The sequence below is a fragment of the Pseudoalteromonas sp. NZS127_1 genome, from assembly GCF_015864295.1.
Taxonomy (GTDB): Bacteria; Pseudomonadota; Gammaproteobacteria; order Enterobacterales; family Alteromonadaceae; genus Pseudoalteromonas; species Pseudoalteromonas arctica.
Genome location: NZ_JADYXO010000032.1, coordinates 1 through 21,256, shown reverse-complemented (window position 1 = coordinate 21,256; position 21,256 = coordinate 1). Strand labels below are relative to the sequence as shown.

The 21,256-nt window shown below is 37.7% G+C and carries 18 protein-coding genes and 1 pseudogene; 9 read left to right on the top strand and 10 right to left on the bottom strand.

Translation table 11 applies throughout. The features are described 5' to 3' along the window. The first annotated feature begins 111 nt into the window (after nt 1-111). The 3 genes from I6F50_RS19055 to astB all read left to right on the top strand — a co-directional run bounded on the left by I6F50_RS19055 (nt 112) and on the right by astB (nt 3,690). Complete coding sequence (locus I6F50_RS19055) at nt 112-546, top strand: MarR family winged helix-turn-helix transcriptional regulator (protein ID WP_165741420.1); 435 nt, start codon at nt 112-114, stop codon at nt 544-546. Nucleotides 547-591: 45 nt separating this feature from the next. Further along, nucleotides 592-1,707, top strand: coding sequence for an L-dopachrome tautomerase-related protein (locus I6F50_RS19050; protein ID WP_197177036.1), 1,116 nt, complete (start codon nt 592-594; stop codon nt 1,705-1,707). Nucleotides 1,708-2,343: 636 nt separating this feature from the next. Then, nucleotides 2,344-3,690 carry an N-succinylarginine dihydrolase gene (gene astB / locus I6F50_RS19045; RefSeq protein ID WP_197120064.1) on the top strand — a complete coding sequence of 449 codons (1,347 nt, stop codon included), beginning with the start codon at nt 2,344-2,346 and terminating at the stop codon, nt 3,688-3,690. Nucleotides 3,691-3,771: 81 nt separating this feature from the next. Here the strand turns inward: astB and I6F50_RS19040 are convergent, their stop codons facing one another. Beyond that, nucleotides 3,772-4,626 (bottom strand): mechanosensitive ion channel family protein, encoded by an 855-nt coding sequence (locus I6F50_RS19040; protein ID WP_197177035.1) that lies wholly within the window; start codon nt 4,624-4,626, stop codon nt 3,772-3,774. Between the two features lie 276 nt (nt 4,627-4,902). Here I6F50_RS19040 and I6F50_RS19035 point away from each other — a divergent pair, with 276 nt between their 5' ends. Further along, nucleotides 4,903-5,583 (top strand): SDR family oxidoreductase, encoded by a 681-nt coding sequence (locus tag I6F50_RS19035; protein ID WP_165741038.1) that lies wholly within the window; start codon nt 4,903-4,905, stop codon nt 5,581-5,583. Between the two features lie 131 nt (nt 5,584-5,714). Here the strand turns inward: I6F50_RS19035 and I6F50_RS19030 are convergent, their stop codons facing one another. The 4 genes from I6F50_RS19030 to I6F50_RS19015 form a co-directional block, all read right to left on the bottom strand. Next, a complete protein-coding gene (locus I6F50_RS19030) occupies nt 5,715-6,053 on the bottom strand; it encodes a carbon starvation protein CstA (protein WP_197177034.1) in 339 nt (112 codons plus the stop codon). Between the two features lie 163 nt (nt 6,054-6,216). Then, nucleotides 6,217-6,642, bottom strand: coding sequence for a hypothetical protein (locus I6F50_RS19025; protein WP_197177033.1), 426 nt, complete (start codon nt 6,640-6,642; stop codon nt 6,217-6,219). A 104-nt stretch (nt 6,643-6,746) separates the two neighbouring features. Beyond that, nucleotides 6,747-7,388 (bottom strand): hypothetical protein, encoded by a 642-nt coding sequence (locus tag I6F50_RS19020; protein WP_197177032.1) that lies wholly within the window; start codon nt 7,386-7,388, stop codon nt 6,747-6,749. A gap of 567 nt (nt 7,389-7,955) precedes the next feature. Continuing rightward, nucleotides 7,956-8,663 (bottom strand): SDR family oxidoreductase, encoded by a 708-nt coding sequence (locus tag I6F50_RS19015; RefSeq protein ID WP_197177030.1) that lies wholly within the window; start codon nt 8,661-8,663, stop codon nt 7,956-7,958. A 395-nt stretch (nt 8,664-9,058) separates the two neighbouring features. Between I6F50_RS19015 and I6F50_RS19010 the strand changes: the two genes are divergently transcribed. Continuing rightward, entirely contained in the window at nt 9,059-10,372 is a 1,314-nt protein-coding gene (locus I6F50_RS19010; protein WP_197177028.1) for a M20/M25/M40 family metallo-hydrolase, read from the top strand. A gap of 64 nt (nt 10,373-10,436) precedes the next feature. On the opposite strand, the gene I6F50_RS19005 is transcribed toward I6F50_RS19010, so the two are convergent. From I6F50_RS19005 to I6F50_RS18995, 3 genes are all read right to left on the bottom strand, one after another. Then, entirely contained in the window at nt 10,437-11,234 is a 798-nt protein-coding gene (locus I6F50_RS19005; protein WP_197161793.1) for a response regulator, read from the bottom strand. Nucleotides 11,235-11,355: 121 nt separating this feature from the next. Continuing rightward, the gene (locus tag I6F50_RS19000) at nt 11,356-12,072 is read right to left on the bottom strand and encodes a Sir2 family NAD-dependent protein deacetylase (protein WP_007586245.1); all 717 of its coding nucleotides are present in this window, start codon (nt 12,070-12,072) and stop codon (nt 11,356-11,358) included. Beyond that, complete coding sequence (locus I6F50_RS18995) at nt 12,069-13,085, bottom strand: kelch repeat-containing protein (protein WP_197177026.1); 1,017 nt, start codon at nt 13,083-13,085, stop codon at nt 12,069-12,071. The genes I6F50_RS19000 and I6F50_RS18995 overlap by 4 nt, the downstream gene beginning before the upstream one ends. A gap of 265 nt (nt 13,086-13,350) precedes the next feature. On the opposite strand from I6F50_RS18995, the pseudogene I6F50_RS20370 reads away from it, so the two are divergent. Further along, nucleotides 13,351-13,470: pseudogene (locus tag I6F50_RS20370) on the top strand (LysR family transcriptional regulator); the annotation flags it as partial. A gap of 59 nt (nt 13,471-13,529) precedes the next feature. Here I6F50_RS20370 and I6F50_RS18990 read toward each other — a convergent pair. After that, nucleotides 13,530-14,408: a sensor domain-containing diguanylate cyclase gene (locus I6F50_RS18990; protein ID WP_197177024.1), complete on the bottom strand. Its 879-nt coding sequence runs from the start codon at nt 14,406-14,408 to the stop codon at nt 13,530-13,532. A 483-nt stretch (nt 14,409-14,891) separates the two neighbouring features. Here I6F50_RS18990 and I6F50_RS18985 point away from each other — a divergent pair, with 483 nt between their 5' ends. Genes I6F50_RS18985 through I6F50_RS18975 form a run of 3 tightly spaced genes read left to right on the top strand, consistent with a single transcriptional unit; the run spans nt 14,892 to nt 19,515 of the window. Continuing rightward, nucleotides 14,892-16,952, top strand: a complete 2,061-nt coding sequence (locus I6F50_RS18985) for a TonB-dependent siderophore receptor (protein WP_197177022.1) — start codon at nt 14,892-14,894, stop codon at nt 16,950-16,952. A gap of 9 nt (nt 16,953-16,961) precedes the next feature. Continuing rightward, entirely contained in the window at nt 16,962-17,489 is a 528-nt protein-coding gene (locus I6F50_RS18980) for a YfiR family protein (protein WP_007586256.1), read from the top strand. A 4-nt stretch (nt 17,490-17,493) separates the two neighbouring features. Next, complete coding sequence (locus I6F50_RS18975) at nt 17,494-19,515, top strand: bifunctional diguanylate cyclase/phosphodiesterase (protein WP_197177020.1); 2,022 nt, start codon at nt 17,494-17,496, stop codon at nt 19,513-19,515. Nucleotides 19,516-19,768: 253 nt separating this feature from the next. Here I6F50_RS18975 and I6F50_RS18970 read toward each other — a convergent pair whose 3' ends face one another. After that, nucleotides 19,769-20,404: an isoprenylcysteine carboxylmethyltransferase family protein gene (locus I6F50_RS18970; protein ID WP_197177017.1), complete on the bottom strand. Its 636-nt coding sequence runs from the start codon at nt 20,402-20,404 to the stop codon at nt 19,769-19,771. Between the last annotated feature and the right edge of the window lie 852 nt (nt 20,405-21,256).

Below are 21,256 nucleotides of genomic sequence, written 5' to 3'. Positions count from 1 at the left end.
AAAATATCAATCAATTTAGTTTGTGTGCAAAATAATAGAGCAAGTAATTAGAGATTGCAAATACTTTGCATGCAAATTAAAATAGCATGTATTGAAATAAAGGATAACGTTATGCCGTTTGAGCAATTAAAGTTAAAAAATCAGTTATGCCACCGGTTATATATGGCATCTAACAGCATTGCGCGTGCGTATCGCGAGCCTTTAAACGAGCTAAATTTAACTTACCCGCAATACGTAGTAATGATGGCGCTGTGGGAGCAAGACGAAATAACAATTGCAGGGCTAATAGATAAAACCGCGATCGACGGCGGTGCAATGACCCAAATACTCAAAAAAATGAGCGAAAAATCATTACTGGCTGTTATTAAAGATGAGCACGACAAACGCAAACGCCTAGTGAAGCTAACCCAGCATGGCCAATCACTTAAGTTAAAAGCAGCCGATATTCCTAAAAATATTTTATGTAAATTTGATAGTGTAGATGCAACACAAGCGAAGCAGTTGATGCAGCTGCTCGATTTAGTAGTAAACGACTTAGCCGATTAGGCTCTTAATTTTTAAACAATAAACGTGTTTTAAAAGGTTTTAAAAATGACTCATATTAAAAAATTACTATTAGCTGCGGCGTGTAGCACGGCACTTTTAAGTAGCAACGCCGTATCTGCCAATACTGCTAATACTGCTGGCCAAAATGCTGATTTAAAAACAGTAGCCACTTTTGATGCGCAGCACCCACCGGGTAACATTGCTATTACCCCATCGGGCAGAAAGTTTTTATCTGTGCACGGTTTTTTTGGCCAAAAGCAAAAAATTATGGAGCTTTTAAGCGATGGTACAACTAAGCCCTACCCTAATGAAGAATGGGCATACGCTTACAATAACGGTAAAGGTTTTTACGATGTGCTTGGCATAAACGTATCAAGCGATGGCGTTTTATGGATGCTCGACACTTCAGGGCCAGATCGCGCTGGGCGCTTAGTGGGTTGGGATACAAATAAAGAGCAACTGCATAAAATTATTTATCTGGCTAAACCTACCATTACCGACACCTCATTTTTAAACGATTTAGTCATCGATAATAAGCATGACGTTGTATACATTGCCGACACAGCCCAAGGCAGCCAAGCCGCTATTATTACGGTAAACCTTAAAACAGGTGTAGCACGCAGAGTGCTACAAAATAGCCATTACACCACAGCCGAAAATATCGATATGGTTATTGATGGGCGCACAATGAGCCTTGGCGGACAACCTGCCCGCTTAGGTGTTAACCCAATTACGCTTGACCCTAACGAAGACTGGCTTTACTTTGGATCTATGTCGGGCACGTCGGTTTACCGTATTGCCACCAGCGATATAAATAACGAGAGCCTTTCGGCTAAAGCACTTGAGGATAAAGTTACGCGTTACGGCACTAAGCCAATTTCAGACGGTATTATTGTTGATGGCGGCGGTAACGTATACGTAACCGACATAACCAACGGTGCAATTGGCGTAATTAAACCTACTGGCGACTACGAAGTATTATTTAAAGACGATCGTCTTAGCTGGCCAGATGGTTTTAGCTACGGAGCTGATGATAAAATATACTTTACCGTTGATGATTTACATAATTCGCCTGTACTTAATAATGGCAAAAATCAAAGCCACGGTAAGTTTAAAGTAATGTCGTTCGAGCCTTTAGTAAAAGGAAAAGTAGGCCGCTAATTTACTTTTTAAGTGACTGTATTTTTTAAAAAGCCTTGCACATTTAAGTGACCCAATAGTTGCAGGGCTTTTTGTTAAAAACACACCACACTGGTGCATATTTTAAAAATACTTCACCTCTTTGGTGCTAATTCTTTAGTACATATTTACACTTAAATACTAAACACCTGATTTCTATTCATAAAATATTCAAGTTAATGTTGGCATACTTCTTCCTATAAACTGATGTGTTCAGTGAAAATACCAAGGAAAAACCATGTTCAATTTATACCATACTTTTTACCTTTTATGGCGTTTAGACATTAGCGTTTGGCAAGTTAATGATCCAACAAATACCCGCACTACTGCTGATAAAGAACGCGCCTATGTTAAGTAGCATCGTATTGTGTAAAGGCTTGGCATAAAGCTTAAATGTATAAACCTACTTTAGGCTAAGCTTTTGCACACTATGAAATTTATGAATAAACCTTATTTAATTACTTATTAGCCACCTGATATAAAAACGAAGCTCCCTGCAAAAAATCACACATATAAAAACATCGAAAAATTAGTAAAAACACTGCGTTTATAACTTTGCAAGCAGCCCTATTGCGTTGTATTGTTGCACCCTATTGAAAATTTTTAGTTGGAACGTGTATGCACGCTTTGGAAGTTAATTTTGATGGCTTAGTGGGTCCTACTCACAACTACGCTGGTTTATCGTATGGTAATGTTGCCTCGTTGAATAACGCAGCAAGCTTTTCAAATCCTCAAGAGGCGGTACTTCAAGGCCTTGAAAAAATGAAAGCCATGCACGACAAAGGCCTAACTCAAGGTGTATTTGCCCCTCATGCACGCCCCGACTTAAACGTACTACGCCGCTTAGGCTTTACCGGTAACGATGCACAAGTCATTCATAAAGCGTTTAAAGCCGATCCTATTTTATTACGTGCGTGTTACTCAGCGTCTGCAATGTGGACAGCCAATGCCGCTACGGTATCGCCATCTCCTGATACAACCGACGGCAAAGTACATTTTACTTCAGCTAATTTAAATAATAAGTTTCATCGTTCATTAGAGCCTGCAACCACTACGCGCTTATTAAAAGCCATGTTTAATAACGACAAATACTTTGCACACCATACCCATTTGCCTGACCAAGGCTTTTTTGGCGACGAAGGTGCAGCAAACCATACTCGTTTTTGTGACAGCCACGGCGAGCAAGGTCTTGAAATGTTTGTATTTGGTGCCAGCGCGTTTAACAGCCAATTACCAAAACCCGCTAAGTTTCCTGCAAGGCAAACACTTGAAGCCTCAGAAGCAATTTGTCGCTTACATAACTTAAAAGATTCAAGCCAAATTTTACTACAGCAAAATCCAGACGTAATAGACCAAGGCGTGTTTCATAACGATGTAATTGCAGTAGGTAACGCCAACGTATTACTGTGCCACCAGCAAGCATTTTTAAACCAAGCTTTGGCACTGCAAGATATTCGCGAAGCGTATGTGGGCAATAAAGAATTTTATATTATTGAAGTACCTACCGATAAAGTAAGCATTACCGACGCTGTAAGTAGCTATTTATTTAACAGCCAGCTAGTGAGCCTTGAAGATGGTTCAATGCTGTTAGTGGCACCACAAGAGTGTAAACGCAACAGCGCGGTTAACGCCTACATTGAAGAAATGATTATGGCTGATAACCCAGTAAACCAAGTGCAGTTTTTTGATTTACGCCAAAGTATGCAAAATGGCGGCGGCCCAGCTTGCTTGCGTTTACGTGTAGCTCTTAATGAGCAAGAACTTGCTGCAGTAAACCCAGAGGTTATTTTAACTGATACTAAATACACACAACTGTGTGACTGGGCAAAACGTAACTACCGCGACAAATTAGGCGCAAGTGACTTTGCAGACTCAGCCCTATTAACTGAAAGCTACCAAGCACTTGATGAGCTTACACAACTACTTAATTTAGGCTCAGTGTACGACTTTCAATTAGAGCGTTAATACCTCAGTCAATACAAAAATAGCGAGCCAAGGCTCGCTATTTTTATTTATGTTTATGTTTATTTTTATGCTAATACGTATTTAAGCATCTTTTTTAACAGTTATTGTCGATGCCATCGACTCAGATATATGCAGCGTACGCTGCGGAAACGGAATACTCAGCCCAGCACCTTCAATAGCTTCTTTAACGCGTTTATTTAGATCCCACACGGTTTGCCAATAATCACCATTTACAGTCCATGCGCGTAATTGAATGTTTACCGCGCTTTCACCTATTGATGTCACCATTACTTTAGGTGCAGGCTCTGCGAGTAATCGGCTCTCTGATGCGGCTAATTCTTTAAGCACATTTAAACCAACGTCAATCGAGTCGGCATACGAAATACCCACCACTATGTCCATTCGTCTTTTGCCATTACGGGTAAAGTTTTTAATATTGCCACCCCACACTTTACTGTTAGGGGATGCAATATAAAGACCGTCGGTGGTTTTAAAAATAGTAGTAAATAAATGTATTTCACTCACCGTGCCAAGCGTGCCACTGGCATCAACAAAGTCGCCTATTTTAAAAGGTCTGAGTATTAATAGCATAATTCCAGCGGCAATATTGCTCAGCGTATTTTTAAGAGCTAAACCAATCGCTAAACCAGCAGCGCCCATTAGCGCAATTAAGCTTGCCGTATTAACGCCAAAAATATCTAAAATAAATAGCCCGCCAATTATATAAACTAAATAACCAGCAATACTCGATAAAAGAGGAACCAGCGTACTATCCACTCTTTTTAATGGCGATTTAGAGTTTTTAATCGCTTTTTTAACCGAACGTGCAATAAGCGCGCTCGCAACTAAAATCGCCAATGCTAAAACCACTTTGTAACCTAAAGTGATGATTGCTTCTGAATGGCTTTGCCAAAACGCTAAAAGTTTATCTTTCATGTTTGTTCCGATAAATGTGGCTGAAACTCAGCAAAATAATGGTTAAATTTAATAAAAACCGACTTCAAAAGAAGTGGCGCGAGTATATAGAATAAAAAATTTTAACCTATCTTTTTTAATCACTTATTTCAATTTTAAAAACAACATTAAAACCATGATTTTTGAGACGCAAAGCCCGCCTATTTACGGCGAATTTATAGCGACTATTCAATGTAGGTTAATCGTTTATTGGTATGGTCGGTTTAAGTTTTTTTACGTTTATTAAAGAGGTTATTCATGGCAAAAGAGAAAATAGTACTCATAACCGGCGCTTCAAGTGGTATTGGCGAAGCAACCGCAAAAACCCTTGTTAATAATGGTCATAAAGTAATACTTACCGCTAGACGCGAAGATAAGTTAACTGAGTTAGTAGAGTCATTAGGCTCAAATAATGCACTGGGCGTAGCTGCGGATGCAACCGACTTTACCGCGCTTGAAAACGTAGTTGCCAAAGGTATTGAGAAGTTTGGCCGATTAGATGTTGCCTTTGCTAATGCAGGCATGGGTGTTTCAACCGCTGGCACCGAAAAAGGTGATCCCGATGAGTGGTCAACTATGATCGACATAAACATTAAAGCCCTACTGTGGACTGCAAAATTAACACTGCCGCATTTACGCCAAAACAAAGGTCACTTTATATTAACCAGCTCTGCCGCTGGCCGTAAGCCAATTGGCGGCTCTATTTACGGTGCAACTAAATGGTTTGCTTATGGCTTTGGACAAAACTTAGCTGAGGAAATGAGCGAATGGAACGGCCGCTGCACAACCATAGCACCAGGGATGGTAAACACCCCGTTTTTTGATGACGCTAAACCCGACAAACTCGACCCACAAGATGTAGCCGACGCCGTACTGTTTGCTATTGAAGCAAACCAGCGCAACAGCGTACGCGAGATTTATTTAATGCCGACTAATTAACGTTGATTGGTTGAGTTCGGGCTGTCAGGTTTAATGCTAATGGTGTTAAACCTGATGGTTCTTAGTACTTAGTTTGGGTTAGGTGTTAGTAGGTAAGAATGAATTAAAGGTATTACGCATTTAAAGTCTTATTAATTGCCAATGCTGCCCTTAAACCATATGTAAGCAAAATATAAGACAACGTCAATATATCCAAAAGAAATAATTAGGTTTACTTTCCAAAGGTTTAGCCAAAAATTGCCTCTGAAATAAGTGCGTTCTCTTACTTCATGGTTGAACAATGCTACTGAAGAGGGCACTAATATTAACGCAGACCAACCAAGTATAGGTAACACCATAAACATAATGCCTATGCCTGTACCTCCTGCTGAAGCGTCGGATGCTTCACCATCAATTGGGGCTAGCATCACGTAGCCTAAAATAAACCCAACAATCGCAAGTATAAAACCTAAAAGCTGAAATGTTCTCATTATTATCCTTGGCAACTAACGAGACTGTAAAATAACTCCAACAGCCAAATTCAATTAAAAAATGAGCTCCTTTAATTAACTCTAAGCGTTTTTAAAGCATTACAAGATTTAGGTTGGGTGTCACTGTAATTCACGCTGGAGCAAAACCAACTGTTTTTTGTCCTTATTGGATCGTCTTGTTATATGGCGTTTTAATTGCATACGTTTCATACTTTACAACAAACTCTTTAGCTTGCGCTAGAGTTTCTGGATAAGGCACACTCTCGTAGCTGTTTTTAATTAGTCGAATTTTTTGGAATACAAAACCATGCTCAATTAAAAACTCTACTTTTTTCCATTGTGCCGTATCTGATTTTTTAGGTGGTTTAAAATGACGGCCTAAATTTACAGCTACACCTTTACAAACAGGACACTCAATTACTTTGGGGTATTGACATGGTTCAAGATTGAATTGGCGCATGTTTGAGGTTTTACATTCACAACAAGCAAAAGACATAGAATACTCTGGCCCCTGATATTTGACCTGTGGTTTAGGAAAATCTCTATAACCAGCTTTTCTACGAAGCTCCATCCTCGCTTGTTTATCCATACTTGATTACGCCTTATAACGCCGCAATAAGCGGACTAAAACAGTTGGTTAAAATTGTGAGGAACGAAACATAACCAACTGTTTTAGTCCGCTTAATTGCCTTGTTAGAATTTGAATTGCTGACAAACATACGTAATGTTTTGTAACATAACAAATCCCATTCCTATAAAGCCCAGTGCATAAAAGGCCACACAAGTAAAAGCCCATTTAGAATTTAATTTGGCAAGCAAAATCCTCAATGATGCAAATATATCTGGCTTGTCTTCTACATTGGCATGTCTCAAAGAATCAATGCCCTTTCTCCAGTTCACATTCGACGTATCATCGCTAGTCCATTCAAGTGCAATATCTTTCGCAGGGGTATACTTTGATACTATTACCCCAATTTCCAAGAAATTACTTCTAACCATTTCGGAGTTTACATGTTGATTAAATTTACTGATTACAAGATATAAACTATTATCCTTTGACTCAAAATCTGCGTAGTTTTTATATTTACTTATTAATTCGGGACATTTCATAGTGTAAATAATATTTGCAACAGTAAAAGATAATGCACAAAAAAAGAACACTTGCCATGAAAAAGGTAAGCTCAAAGAAATACTTTGGTCTGTTTGCAGAAATGATAAATTGATAGATTCAACAGAGCTTAGGGCTTTGGCAACAATTGGAGTTACAAGCATCCATATCATCATAGACTTTACAACTTTGTTACTTCCTAAATTTGATATTTGTAACCAATTCATTTTATGAATACTTCCCTGAAAATTCTAACAATTTAGTCTACGACATTTGTCGTTTTACAAACCGACAAATGTCTTTATATTACAATGATTTTATCCTAGCTATAAAATAAACAACTGTAAACAGTTAGTTAGATTCGCCTTACCTTTTCTAAATGTAGCAAAACCCCAAAATGGTGGAGATCAGTAATATCAGACAAATCGTTGTTTAGTTATACAGCTTGATTATTAGTTAAAAGGTTATATTTTAAATATCTGTGTTTAAAACAATAACGCGTACACCCCATAACCCTTAAACTTGTAACTCGTTATTGCTTATAAAATTAGTTAAAAACCGCAATCCACTTTTATTGAATCCTGTGTATTTTTACTTCATGTTAAATACTCTTATTTCTCACTTACATACCAAGAGTGTTGCATGAATGGGTTATGGATCTTAAACCGCGTTAACACCCTACAATGAATTGACGTATTTAATAGCCTTAAAACGAAGAGGCTCAGCAGTTTTAAAATTTGCAATTAATAGCTGACTTTACTAGTTATCCACCTCATAGCGTGTTGTTATATTTATTAGAACGGTAACTCCTCACCATTAAAACTATAAAGTTTTCCCGTATTATCAATAGATAAATTCAGAATAACGTTCATAACTCCAAGAGCCGAATCTACAACATTTTCACTTGCTGTAGAGCCACCCATATCGGTTTGAACCCAACCGGGGTGAACAGCTACCACAGCCACATTATCATTAACAAGTTCTTGTGATAAGTTCACTACTAGCATATTGGCTGCTGCTTTAGACATTCGATAACCATACCAATCCACACTTTGTTCTAGCGACAAAGATCCCATAGCAGAAGAAATAACGGCTATCTTACATAAGCGTTTTTTATTTATTAAAGGTAAAAAGCAATGAGTTAAATATAGTGGTCCAAGTGAATTCACCTTAAAAGACATTTCAGCATTAGCATAATTAATAGTATGGATACTTGTGTTTTCTCGATCCAAATATCCCGCATTATTTACTATTAAATCTAATTTAATATTTTCCTCATTAAGTTTACTTGCCAACGTCTTAATTTTTTCAGGGCAAGTGATATCCATTAGTTCAATAGACAATTTATTTGGAAACTTACCTTTCAATGAAACTAGAGCAACCGCCGTTTCTAGATCTCTACAGGTAGCAATTACTGTCCATCCATTTATAAGGTATTGTCTGGCTAATTCGAAACCGATTCCCCTATTAGCACCCGTTATTAATACAACTAAGTTATTCATTGTTTATACCTATAAATCTTACAATTTAGTCTACGACATTTGTCACCTAAAAAACGACAAATGTCCTTATATTACAATGGTTTTACCCTAGCTATAAAATAAGTATTTGTAAACAGTTAGTTCAGTCTCAACTTTTCTAAGTGCAGCAAAAATCCCAAATGATGGAGGTCAGTAATATCAGACGTATAGCTGATTAGCTATACCCGTTGATTATTAATTAACAAATCATATTTTAAATATCAGTATTTAAACTAATAACGCGTACACCCTATAACCCTTAAACTTGTAACTCGTTATTGCTTATAAAATTAGTTAAAAATCACAATCTCTTTCTATTGAATCCTGTGTATTTTTACTTCATATTAAATACTCTTATTCTCACTTATTATGCTGTTATGTCATTTTTAAAATTTAGCCATGCACTTATCCTCACACTTGCTAGTACCTTGCCGCTTACAAGCCATGCTGCGCTTGACAAAAATGAGCGTGAAATAGTAAAACAGGTCGATAAAAACATTCCCCAAGCACTTAAAGAAATAGAGCAAGCCGTAAATATTAATAGCGGTTCGCTTAATATTGAAGGTGTAAAAAAAATAGGCGCACTGACAAGCGAGCAGCTCAAAGCCATTGGTTTTAAAGTTGAATGGCTTGATGGCAGTGCGTTTAACCGCGCAGGGCATGTATTAGCAACCCATGAGAGTAATGATCCCGATGCAATAAAAATACTGATGATCGGCCATCTAGATACGGTATTTGCCAAAAACGATAACTTTACTACCTACAAACAACTTGATGCCGATACAGCCAGTGGCCCAGGCGTTGCCGATATGAAAGGCGGTAACACGATAATAATTACAGCACTTAAAAGCTTACAAGCCCTTAATTTACTCGAAAATGTAAGCATAAAAGTATTATTGACTGGCGATGAAGAAAGCAGCGGTCGCCCGCTTAGCTTATCTAAACAAGCTATTGTTGATGCCGCAATTTGGGCTGACGTAGCGCTTGGTTATGAAAATGGCGATAACAATATAAAAACTGCTATGGCGGCGCGCCGTGGTTATACAGGCTGGACGCTAAATGTAACGGCAAATGCAGCGCATTCGTCACAAATATTTAGCGAAAGCGTTGGTTATGGCGCTATTTACGAAGCATCACGCATTTTAAATGATTTTAGAGAGCAACTTGCCACGCAACCTAATTTAACATTTAACCCAGGGCTTATTGTAGGTGGTACAAATGCCGACTACGACAGTGCTAATTCGTCAGCAACGGCGTTTGGTAAAAGTAATGTAATAGCACAAACCGTGCATGTAGCAGGTGATTTACGCGCACTATCGCCAAAGCAATTCGAAAACGCAAAAAGATCAATGCAACTCATTGCTAGCAACAGTTTAAATGGCAGTAAAGCAGAGCTTATTTTTGAAGACGGTTACCCGCCAATGGCATTAACTGATGGCAATAAAAAGCTATTAGAATTATACAGCGACGCAAGCCACGATTTAGGCTTCAACAAAGTAGTAGCCGCCAACCCTCGCAACGCAGGTGCAGCTGATATTTCGTTTGCGGCAAATCATGTTGATATGGCACTTGATGGTTTAGGTTTGATGGGCAGCGGCGCGCATACTAAAAACGAAACAGCCGATTTAACCAGCCTTGATAAAAACATTAAAAAAACTGCATTACTCATTTATAGATTAGGAAAACTGTAATAGTAAATGTATTTTAAAGATGAGCGTAGGCCAAATAATAACCGTCCTACGCTTGTACTTACTTTTAAGACATTATTTTATACAGTAATTCTCGCACTGTGGCCGGTTCAAATGGTTTATCACAAATAGCATCAACTCCCGCTTGAGCAATATTAGCTAGGTGGGTGTCGTTTGCCTCTGAGCTCACCATTAAAATAGGAATATGTGAGTAGCTATTTGAGCTTCTAACGGCTTCTGTTAGTTCCCGTCCGTCCATTTCTGGCATGTTGTAGTCGGTTACTATTAAGTCAAACGATTGGTTGTTTAAGTGCTCAATAGCTTCTTTACCGTTTTCAGCTTCTATTGGTGCAGGTATTCCCATACCCGCAAGTACGCGTATTATGTGTTTACGCGCAAAGCGGCTGTCGTCTACCACTAAAACTCGCAGCAACGTTACGTCAAAATGATCAAGTTCTACTTCTTCTTCGCTTATAATATCGAGGGTTGCTTTGAGTGCGCGGGTAATGGCTTTTGCGCTAAAAGGCTTAGGCAAAATAGCCAGCACACCCGATTGGCGTAATTGCTCAAGGTATTTTTTATTACGCTCGCTCGATATAAGCATAAAAGGTTGATGCTCGGTGATAGGGTTTGATCTTATTTCTTGCAATAGTGAATCGGCTGTCCCGTCAGATAAATACATAGAGCTTATAACTAGATCAGGGTGATAACTTGCTAATAAGCTAAGCGCTTGTGTTTGTGTAGATGCAGTTTCAACTTGTTTTACACCACTTTCTAAAAGCGATTTTATTATTATTTTTTGCTGAACCTCTGAAGGCTCTACAAGTAAAATGGACAAGTTTGCTATTGCAGTTAAGTCGCTCATTCAGATCTCTTTAGTATTGTTATAATCAGGATAATAATAACATTTTTGGCTCGTTAATATTATATAAAGAGATTGTAATATTTAAGAAAACATTATCAACCCCTTTAAAATATAGCACTTATTAATTAGATTGAATGTAATCTAATGCATTCATTTTTTTATATGTGACGTTAGCGTGCAAAATATGTGCAGGTTCAGGGTCAACCACTTCAACAGGAATGTCGTAATTTCGGGCTATTTCAATTGCCATTTGCGTAATATTAACGCTAAACGAGGTGCCCATAAATACAATTTTATCGGCGTTGAGCATACGCTGTTGTGCTTGTGTTATTCTGTAAAGCTCGGTGTAGTATTCGTCAAATAATAAAACAAAGGGCTTAAATGAATGGTTTAGCTCAGGCGTTTGGTGTTGAATATTAAATAGCTCAAAAAGAGACTCTTGCAGGCGGCTTTCGTCTACGCTTTCCCACGGGGTGGCAAGTGGCGTGACTGGCTCACCTTGCTCATGAAATAAGGTCATTTGATCAAGCCTGCCGTGTATAGCTATGTAATTTTTATTACCCGCTTTGCCATCAAGCCCATCTATGTTTTGAGTAATTAGGTTTTTATCACTTAGCCAATGGTGTACGTCGTTTGGGCCATGGTTGCGATACGTTGCAAAGCGATGGTAATACCATGCTAAAAATTCTTTAGGGGCATTTTGGTACATTGCGCGCGTTGCCATTTCCATAGGCGTATAATTTTTACTGCCAATGGTCCAATAACCATCCTCCCCTCTAAAGGTGGGAATACCACTGGCAGCGCTGACTCCCGCTCCGGTAATGTAAAGGGTATTCACTTTGGCGCCTCGTAACCGAGTACGTTAGCGCTTACTTGCTGACTGTTATCAATGCCGCCAATTCGATATAAAACCCCACTGTGCTCAAGTAAACCACGATGATCCATGCTCTTTATTTCAACTGGGGATAAAATCTGCCATTCGTTTTTTTCGATACTAAAGCTCCAAACATGGTCACTTGCAGGTGCAGGTTTGCCGTCGTAGCCTATTGCGCTGTAGTTGTATGGGTTATTAGAGCCTGCCATCATATAAATATTGCCATTATAGCTGGTGGCTGCCATTCGGTAGTGAGCAGTGCCCGTTGGATGTGGCAAGGTACGCCAATCTATTTTTTGTGGGTTAGTTGAATCTATTGTGCCTTTTAAGCACTGTGCTACACCTGCAAACGAGCGACGCGAATCAGGATTAGCTTGTGTTTTAACGCCATCACAAATAACAATGGTGTTAGCACTAATAGCAGCGGCTTGGCCAAATACAGGCTCACCTAAAAATGGCGAGGCTTGTTGCCATGTATTATTTTGCGTGTCATATACTTGCACTAAGTTTACGTTGCCGTCGTTATGCCAACCGCTAATTAGATAAATGTAACGCGCTTTGTAGCTCAGCGCGACGCTATCGTCTACGGGTACTGGCATGCTAGCAAGGTGAGTGTAGGTATCTTTTATTACGTCGTACCTATATACGTCGGGGCTTGAAACTTCAGTATGATCCTCTGCTACCGTATAACCGCCAAACACATAAGCGTACTCGCCTAAGCCGACTGCGGTGCTTGCTAAGCGCCCTTTTAATGGCAAGCTTGAAGGCACACCAGTTTTAGATTGCCACTGTGAATCGCCAACTTTAAGCGCCCACACTTTGTTATGTACGGACGAGTATTGTTTATCGCCCCCCAGCCCCATAAAGCTTAAAAAATAGGTTTGGTTTTGTACTGTAACTTTAGCCACAGCATTATTAGCAACTGGCTCTGGTAAAGCGGGAAGGCTTGCTAACGCAAGAGAAAAAAGAAGGCTCATAAGGCAAATAATTTAATAAGAATTAATACGCTCAGATTAAATTATTTTAACCTTATGAGCCAGTATTGTTATATCTAAATAATCAAACGCTTTTGATTAGTAACCATATTAGTAGGCAATACCAATATGCTGATTTACGTGCGCTGCATTTTGCGCTTCATCAACCATTGCAGTTGCATAATCAGTGACCGATACCTTGCTTTCGCCTGCATCATTCGTAAAAAATGTATTACTGCCGATACGGTAATCGCCTTCATTATCATCTGGACATAATTTGTGGGCAGCCTATTTATCAAGGAACTACCAACAAACTGTTGTAAGAGCATTTATAGATTTTTTAGCGCAGCACTGGCAAACCGATATTAAAAAATATGTCGGCAAGTAAGGCATTGTAGTTAAGGACGCTGTGACTATTGTTTAACCTAAGGTGATAGTTCAGCTTAGTTATTGAGGTAAATAGGTTACGTTATCTAAGCCTCGTTGTTTATTTTTGTACATAGCTTGATCAGCATACTTTATGAGTTCGTGATCTGTTTGGCCGTGCTCGGGGTAGTTTGCAATTCCTATACTGGGTGAAATATTTAGTAGTACGTCATCTAACTTAAAGACGGCTTTAAACTCAGTGAGGACTTTATTTTTTATTCTGACGGTTTCGTGGCTAGAACTTAAGTTATCTAAAATAATTAAAAATTCGTCTCCGCCTAAACGCCCTACTGTGTCGTAATGCCTTACTGACGCTGAAAGCCTTTTTGCTATAGCGCATAAAAGCTTATCGCCAATTTCATGTCCGTGAGTATCGTTTACTGCTTTAAAGCCATTTATGTCTATAAACAGTAAAGAAAAAAACGTGTTGTCTCTGGTTGCACTAGTAATTACTTTTTCTAATCGATTCATTAATAAAGAACGATTTGGTAGGCCAGTTAACACATCGTGCCGTGCCATATAATGGAGTTGATCTTCCATTACTTTACGTTCAGTTATATCGTGCGCGACAGCGATTCTTACTTGATGTTGCTCTGACCAACGAACAGACCATAATATATGAACTACTTGACCATCTTTTCTCATCCAACGGTTTTCAAAGCGAGGGTTCACCATTTCGCCAGACAACAGCGAAGTTACGGCATTATGCGTTTTATAATGATCACCTTCGTAAACATAGTTAATCATTTTTTTGCCTACAACTTCGTCGGCCGTATAACCAAAAATTTGCTCAAATGCTGCGCTTACAAAAACAAATGTGCCTTGTTTATCTACCACGCATACCGCATCAAGCATTAAATCGAGTACTTCTTCGACATTAATTAATTCATTTTTTTCCATACTTTGGTGCCTTCAAAGCAAAACCAAGCGAATTTAAGTATTCTATATACCTTTAATAAAAGCAAAGGTAATTGAAACTACAATAATAGTTAATACAAAGTTAGATTAATCGTGCACGTATAATTAATATCGCCCTTGTAAAAGCATGATATGCAAAGTTAAATAATCAATAAGCGCAAAATACTTTGAAGTCCTTCAAAAATAGACTAAATTTTAAATAGTATATAATCATATAACTCTCAGTAACTTCTATTTTTTGACTCTTTAATAAATGTAATTGTATAAAATGTATCTACTTTATTTTTTAAATTTTACTGTTTTATTGGCCGAAGTTAAATTTTTTAACTACTACAAAATTAGTTGTTTTGATTTAATCGCATTTATACTTTTACGCTGTTAATGTATGTTAATATTGTGTGATATCACATGTATTACAAAAACAGTCATTGTTTTTGATTTTTTGATTGCGCAGGAGACTTTTGGGTGAAAATATCACAACGTTTATTTTGGCCATTACTTTTTGTGTGCCCTCTTATAACGGCTGAGCCGTTTGAAGATGAAGATCTCGATCTTGATGCTTTAATGGGTATGGATGTGCAAGCGACTTCTGCGATGAAAAGAGCACAATCAGCATTTGATACCGCCTCATCTATTTATGTATTAAGTAAAGAACAAATTACTAAATCTGGTGCTACATCAGTACCTGAAACACTAAAAATGGTGCCGGGTTTAATTGTCCGTCAGCTCGATAACAATCAATGGGCTATTTCCTCAAGAGGCATTGCCTCTCGCTTTTCAAGCAAATTATTGGTTATGATTGACGGACAAAGCTTATATACCCCAAAGTTTGCCGCTGTTTATTGGGAAACACTCAACGTTCCTTTGTACGATATTGAACGTATTGAAGTTATACGCGGACAAGGCGGATTACTTTGGGGAAGTAACGCAAATAATGGCGTTATTAATATCATTACTAAAAATAGTATTGATACTCGCGGTGGACACGCAAGTGTAACAACTGGTAATCAAATAAATGTTGATGCTAATCTTCGCTACGGTGGTGATATAAGTAACATAGGCAGCTACCGAGTGTATGGGCACTTAAAAGATGCGAATGAATCCCAAAAAGGCATCTCACTTCCCCCTAATGACACAACCAAACAAAACTCTTTAGGTTTTAGAGCTGACTTTACCCCTAATGATGAGTGGTCAGCACTACTCCAGAGTGATGTAACTCATTCCACACTTGGCCAAAACTACCGAGGTGTTGTCGATGAAACCAACGAAAACATTTCATTTTCAGATGATTTAAAGCGAACAGACTCGCGCATAATGGCGCGCCTTGAAAACAGAATGTCGCCAGATGCCAATCAAATGCTACAAATTTCTTGGCTTAAACAAAATGGCTCTCAAAATTATATTAAAGAAGACTTTGAATCTATAGATATTGATTATCAAATGAACTTTATATATCAATCTCTACAGTTAGATTGGGGGTTGAACTACCGATACAATTCTATATCTTTCGCAGAAAGCGTATTTTTAGATAGCGATAAAAACTTTGATAGCCTCAAACAATATGGTGCACTTGTTCAAGCTCAATACAATGTGACTCCTGACACTCTCGACTTTATTGTTGGTACTAAGCTTGATCATAACGATTTAACTGGCTGGGAAAATCAACCATCAGCAAGACTTATATACAAACCAGTAGATAACCACCTTACCTGGGGCGCAATATCGCGAAGTGTACGTACACCAACATTAATTGAGTTTAACGACAACTTTAAAGTTAATGGTACAGAAATTAAAGATCTTACCGGTTTAAGTTCAGGCTTTGACCAAATAGACGACTACCGAATTGCAACTTACCTAAATGGTAATGACAAAGTTAAATCAGAAAACTATCTATCTTATGAATTAGGCTACCGTTTTACTGCTAACGATTGGACATTAGATCTTTCTACTTATTATACCGATGCTAAAAACGTAGCGGTTATTGATATGAATACGCATGCTGAACAATTCACTCCTATACTTGATTTATTTCTAGCAGGGAGAATTCCAGAAGTATTTCAAGCACTAACAATGACTCGTATAGATTTAGACTTTGCATCTGTAGCAGACACAACCACTAAAGGGTTCGACTTAGTAGTATCATGGCAACCAATTGATAATCTCAATACTGAGTTTGGTTATAGTTACACCGATTATAACTACGATTTACCTCCTAGAGTAGAGCCCGCTATCGGGTATGACTCTAAAAACAGGCAGTTATTTGCAAAAGCCGATTATTCTTTTTTAACCAACCATAACGTGTTTGCGACATTACGAGCAGTAAACTCAAATGCATATAATACTGATAATTACACAACGTTAGATATTAGTTGGAATTGGCAGGCTACTCCTGTGTGGTCTACTGCAGTTTCGGGTAAAAACCTATTTTCAGGTTCACATATTGAGTACAGTAATACGCGCGAAACCTATACATTACCAAACTATATTGATGAATGTATTACGTTTACAATTTCAGCAAATTTCTAAGCTAATTAGATGATTAAATTAAGAAGTCTAATTCACAGAAGCTTAATAGCCTTGGTACTTTTAAGTACCAGCGTTGACGCTGTTGAAAAAGAATACATGCTAAAAGCAGGCTTCTTGTATAACTTTGCACGTTTTGGACACTGGGATTCTCATTTAGAGCCCCTTGATCAATTTACTATTTGTAGCCCTGATAAATACTTTATTGATGTGGCTAACACCGCTCTAAAAAATCGCACTATAAAAAAATTACCTTTACATAATAAATTAGTCACTATTGATGAAGTCACAACATCTGCGTGTAACATGCTATTTATCACCTCAGATACATTTGCTCAGTGGCAAAACATAACTCCTTTAGATCTAAAAAATATTATGGTCATTGGTGAAACAGACTCATTTATTGAAAATGGCGGCCATATCAGATTCTTTCTTTCCAGTGGTAAAATTCGCTTTGAAATTGCACCACAACAGCTTAAAGATGCAGGCATTACTATGAGTTCAAAAGTACTACGACTTGCACGCGTTGTAGATAGGTAATGCAATGAAAAAACTATTTGCATTAAATACAATGAGCAAAAAATTATTATTCATCTTAATGAGTGTCGCACTTGTATCAACCGCTACAGTAACCATTGTATTTAGTGCTTATGAAATCACCAGCGCTAAAGAAGAACAAATAGAAAGCCTGGGGTCGCTGTCTAAAATGCTTTCACCCAATATAACTGCTGCACTTATGTTTAATGATATAGATGCAGTACAAGAGCTTATAAACCCAATACTTATACGCTCAGATGTTATTAGTATAATGGTAACGAGTATGACTGGTGAACAACTTGTTGTTGCTCAAGCCGAAAATGAAGAAATAGAACAAAGCATTGAGGTTAATACCCCCCTTCAGCTCGATATGCATGATTATGGCGTATTAAAAATACGCGCTAACAACAGTTACATTCAAGACAGAATCACTTTTTACTTTAAATTTATAATGATTTTGATGGTCTTTACCTTTGCTATCAGCCTCATTTTATCCCTTTTGCTAAGGCGCCGCTTTTTAAACCCTATTTTATATTTAGCACAAACAGCAAATAAAATAACAACGTCACATGATTATAGTTTACGCGCTAAACAACTATCACAAGATGAAGTCGGACAGTTAACTTCTTGTTTTAACGATATGCTATACAACATTGAGCAAAGAGAAAGCTCATTAGAAAACCAAGTTAGGCTTCGTACTAATGAACTTGAAAATGCAAATATTCAGTTGCAACAATATGCTTACCAAGACGGGTTAACCGATTTACCAAATAGACGGTATTTTTACGAGAAACTACAAAGCTTAGTAAGTATTAAGGGAATGAAATTCGCACTTATATTTATAGATTTAGATGGTTTTAAAGAAGTAAACGACAGCCTTGGACATGACTACGGTGATTTATTATTACACCAGGTAGCAACGAGGCTGCAAAGCTGTATAACAACAAAAGATACAGTAGCACGCTTAGGTGGAGACGAATTTACATTAATTTTAGAGGGTGTAAGTAGCCCTGATGAAGCATCAAAAATTGCCGAAGCTGTAAAAAGTAGTTTAATGCAGAGCATTAAAATAAAAAAAGAAACAGTCTATGTTACTGCAAGCATAGGTTTAACGTTTTTCCCTGCTGATGGTTTAACAGTAGAAGAGCTCGTTAGACGTGCTGATCAAGCGATGTATTTATCTAAAAATAAAGGGCGGAATCGCTATGAGTTTTTCTCCTATGCTATCGAAGAAAAAGCCACAGAAAAGCGTCGCCTGATAGAAGAGATACGCACTGCAATTGTAAAAAACCAATTTGAATTATATTACCAACCTATATTTTCAATTGATGGGAAATCAGTACCAAAAGCTGAAGCCCTTATTCGTTGGAACCACCCTGAACGAGGCCTAATAGGCCCCAATGAATTTATACCTGTTGCTGAAAAAAATGGATTAATAAACGACATAGGCCAATGGGTAAAATCTCAAGCAATTCAAGATACCGTCCAATTCAATGTTTTAAGTGAAAAGACAATTCAAGTCAGTGTAAATACATCACCTCTTGAAATTGACCGCGCTGGTTGCTGGGTGGATGAATGGATTGTTGCAAGTAAAAAGTACCAACTACCCGCCAACACTATTTTAATTGAAGTCACTGAAAATACCTTAATGGATCCAGATTCGTCAATACAGCGACAATTAAAACGCTTAAGCACTATTAATATAGACATAGCGATTGACGACTTTGGTGTTGGTTATTCTTCTTTGGCGTATCTACAGCGCTTAGATATAGATATTTTAAAAATAGATCGTTCATTTATAAGCGATATTGAATCAAACGATAATAGTATTGCTCTCGTGAAGGCTATTATCACTATGGCTCATAACCTAGATGTAATGGTGGTAGCGGAAGGTGTTGAAACACAAAAACAGTATGACCTATTAAAGCTGCTTGCTTGCGATTATATTCAAGGCTACATTTTTTCAAAGGCAATTACTAAACAAGAGTTTATGAAAAAGTATATAATACCAATCCGCAATAATACTTAATCATTTTGCGGGGCTAAATGTGTCGCTACCTGTGTTAAAAAATTCTCATTTAGAACAACTAAATAGCAAATTTTTTGCCTAGCTATCAACACGTTTTTCCATCCTCAAAATAGATCACTTAATTAAGCGAATTGATATAAAACAAAAAGAAGTGATCTGATTTATGTCTATTGTGCTGGATTTTAGCAATTCAACACAGAACACTTCTTTACTCTTGCGTTAAAAATTCATGTATTTAAAGCTTAATCCCAAGCTATAACCAGCGAGGGACTAGTTGCTTGTACTCTTTATATTGTATTGAAAAGCGATGAGCTAAATGAGCTTCTTCAACTAACGTCTGTCTATATATAGCTATAAAACCAATAACCAAACAGGTCAAACTAAATATACTAGGTAAGGCTAAAAAGAAACCCACCTGTGCAGCTACAACACCTAAATACATCGGATTCCTAGAGTATTCATATAGTCCTGATGTTTTAAGCTCATGTGGTCCCTTAGGATCAATTCCTGAACGCCAAAGTGCCGCCATATGAAAATGTACAAACATCGTCAAAATAAAACCTGCACTCAATAAAATATCGCCAAATAATACACCTGGCCAGCCATTGAGAATTGGGAATAACCCAAGGTAGCTATCTAACTCAGGTACAAACACCCTAATTACACATACAAACCAAATAGCAGCCCTGAAAAACTTAAAAACCATATGGTTCCACCAACTAGTACAAAACTTATCTCCGGGATAAATAACGCCTGATGGTGTGTCTCTATTTTTATAAATAATTCTAAATGTATAAAACCCCGCAACAAAAGTATAAAAAATAGCTAAGTAAATACGTGTAAATTCAACTAGCGAAGTAGAGTCATCTAAAAATGTTTCATAGGGCATCTAGTTACAGCTCACAATCATTATTGGTAGTAATTTTAAAACAACTAACTCAATAAATTTTAGTTATAAGGTCATGAAATTATATTAGTATTCATTGCCTTCATAAACAAGTTAAGTCAGTAGTTTGTTAACGAGTAATCATTAACTCATACCATTAATTTAAAATAACTTTGATTTATGAGGATCTCATACTTTTTATATAATACCAATCTGCTTATATATTTGAATTGATATTATTCACTCATATTTTTACATTCTATATATGCAAAAAAACGACTATTTAGGTTAGGACTTTCTTTAATTCGAAGCTTTGTACAGTGCAATAGTACCCTCAGCGTTAGGAAGTCACAGTGAAAAACTACACTCGCATCGGCGATGCCACTTTAACTCGTTAAATTAAGTAGATTATTCACTGAGAGACGCTTCGCTCTAGAGGAATACCTGAATCACTTTTCTAAAAATGTAAAAAGCCCAGCTCGTTAGGTTCGGGAGCTCTACAACTTAATGCTTGTGTGATGTCATGATACCTTCAGCGGTGGAGAGTCATAGTGAAAATGCTGCGCACTCATCGTAGAGCGTAGGTTTTTATAATTTTAGCAAGAGGAGTCGCTATGCTCGCCCGCCCTACGTGATAGGTGTTGCTGTGAGAGTGTATTAATTGCGCGTATTTTACTTTTCTGCAGACGTAAAAAAGCCCGAATCGTTAGATCCGGGCTTTCTACAATGTGAAGCCTGGTGATGTCATAGTGCCCACAGCAGTAGAAAGTCACGTAGCAAATGCTAATTTATTGGCCGACTGAGATATTAAGGGATTTTGCTGTGATTCTAGCGTCGGGAGTCGCTGCGCTCGCC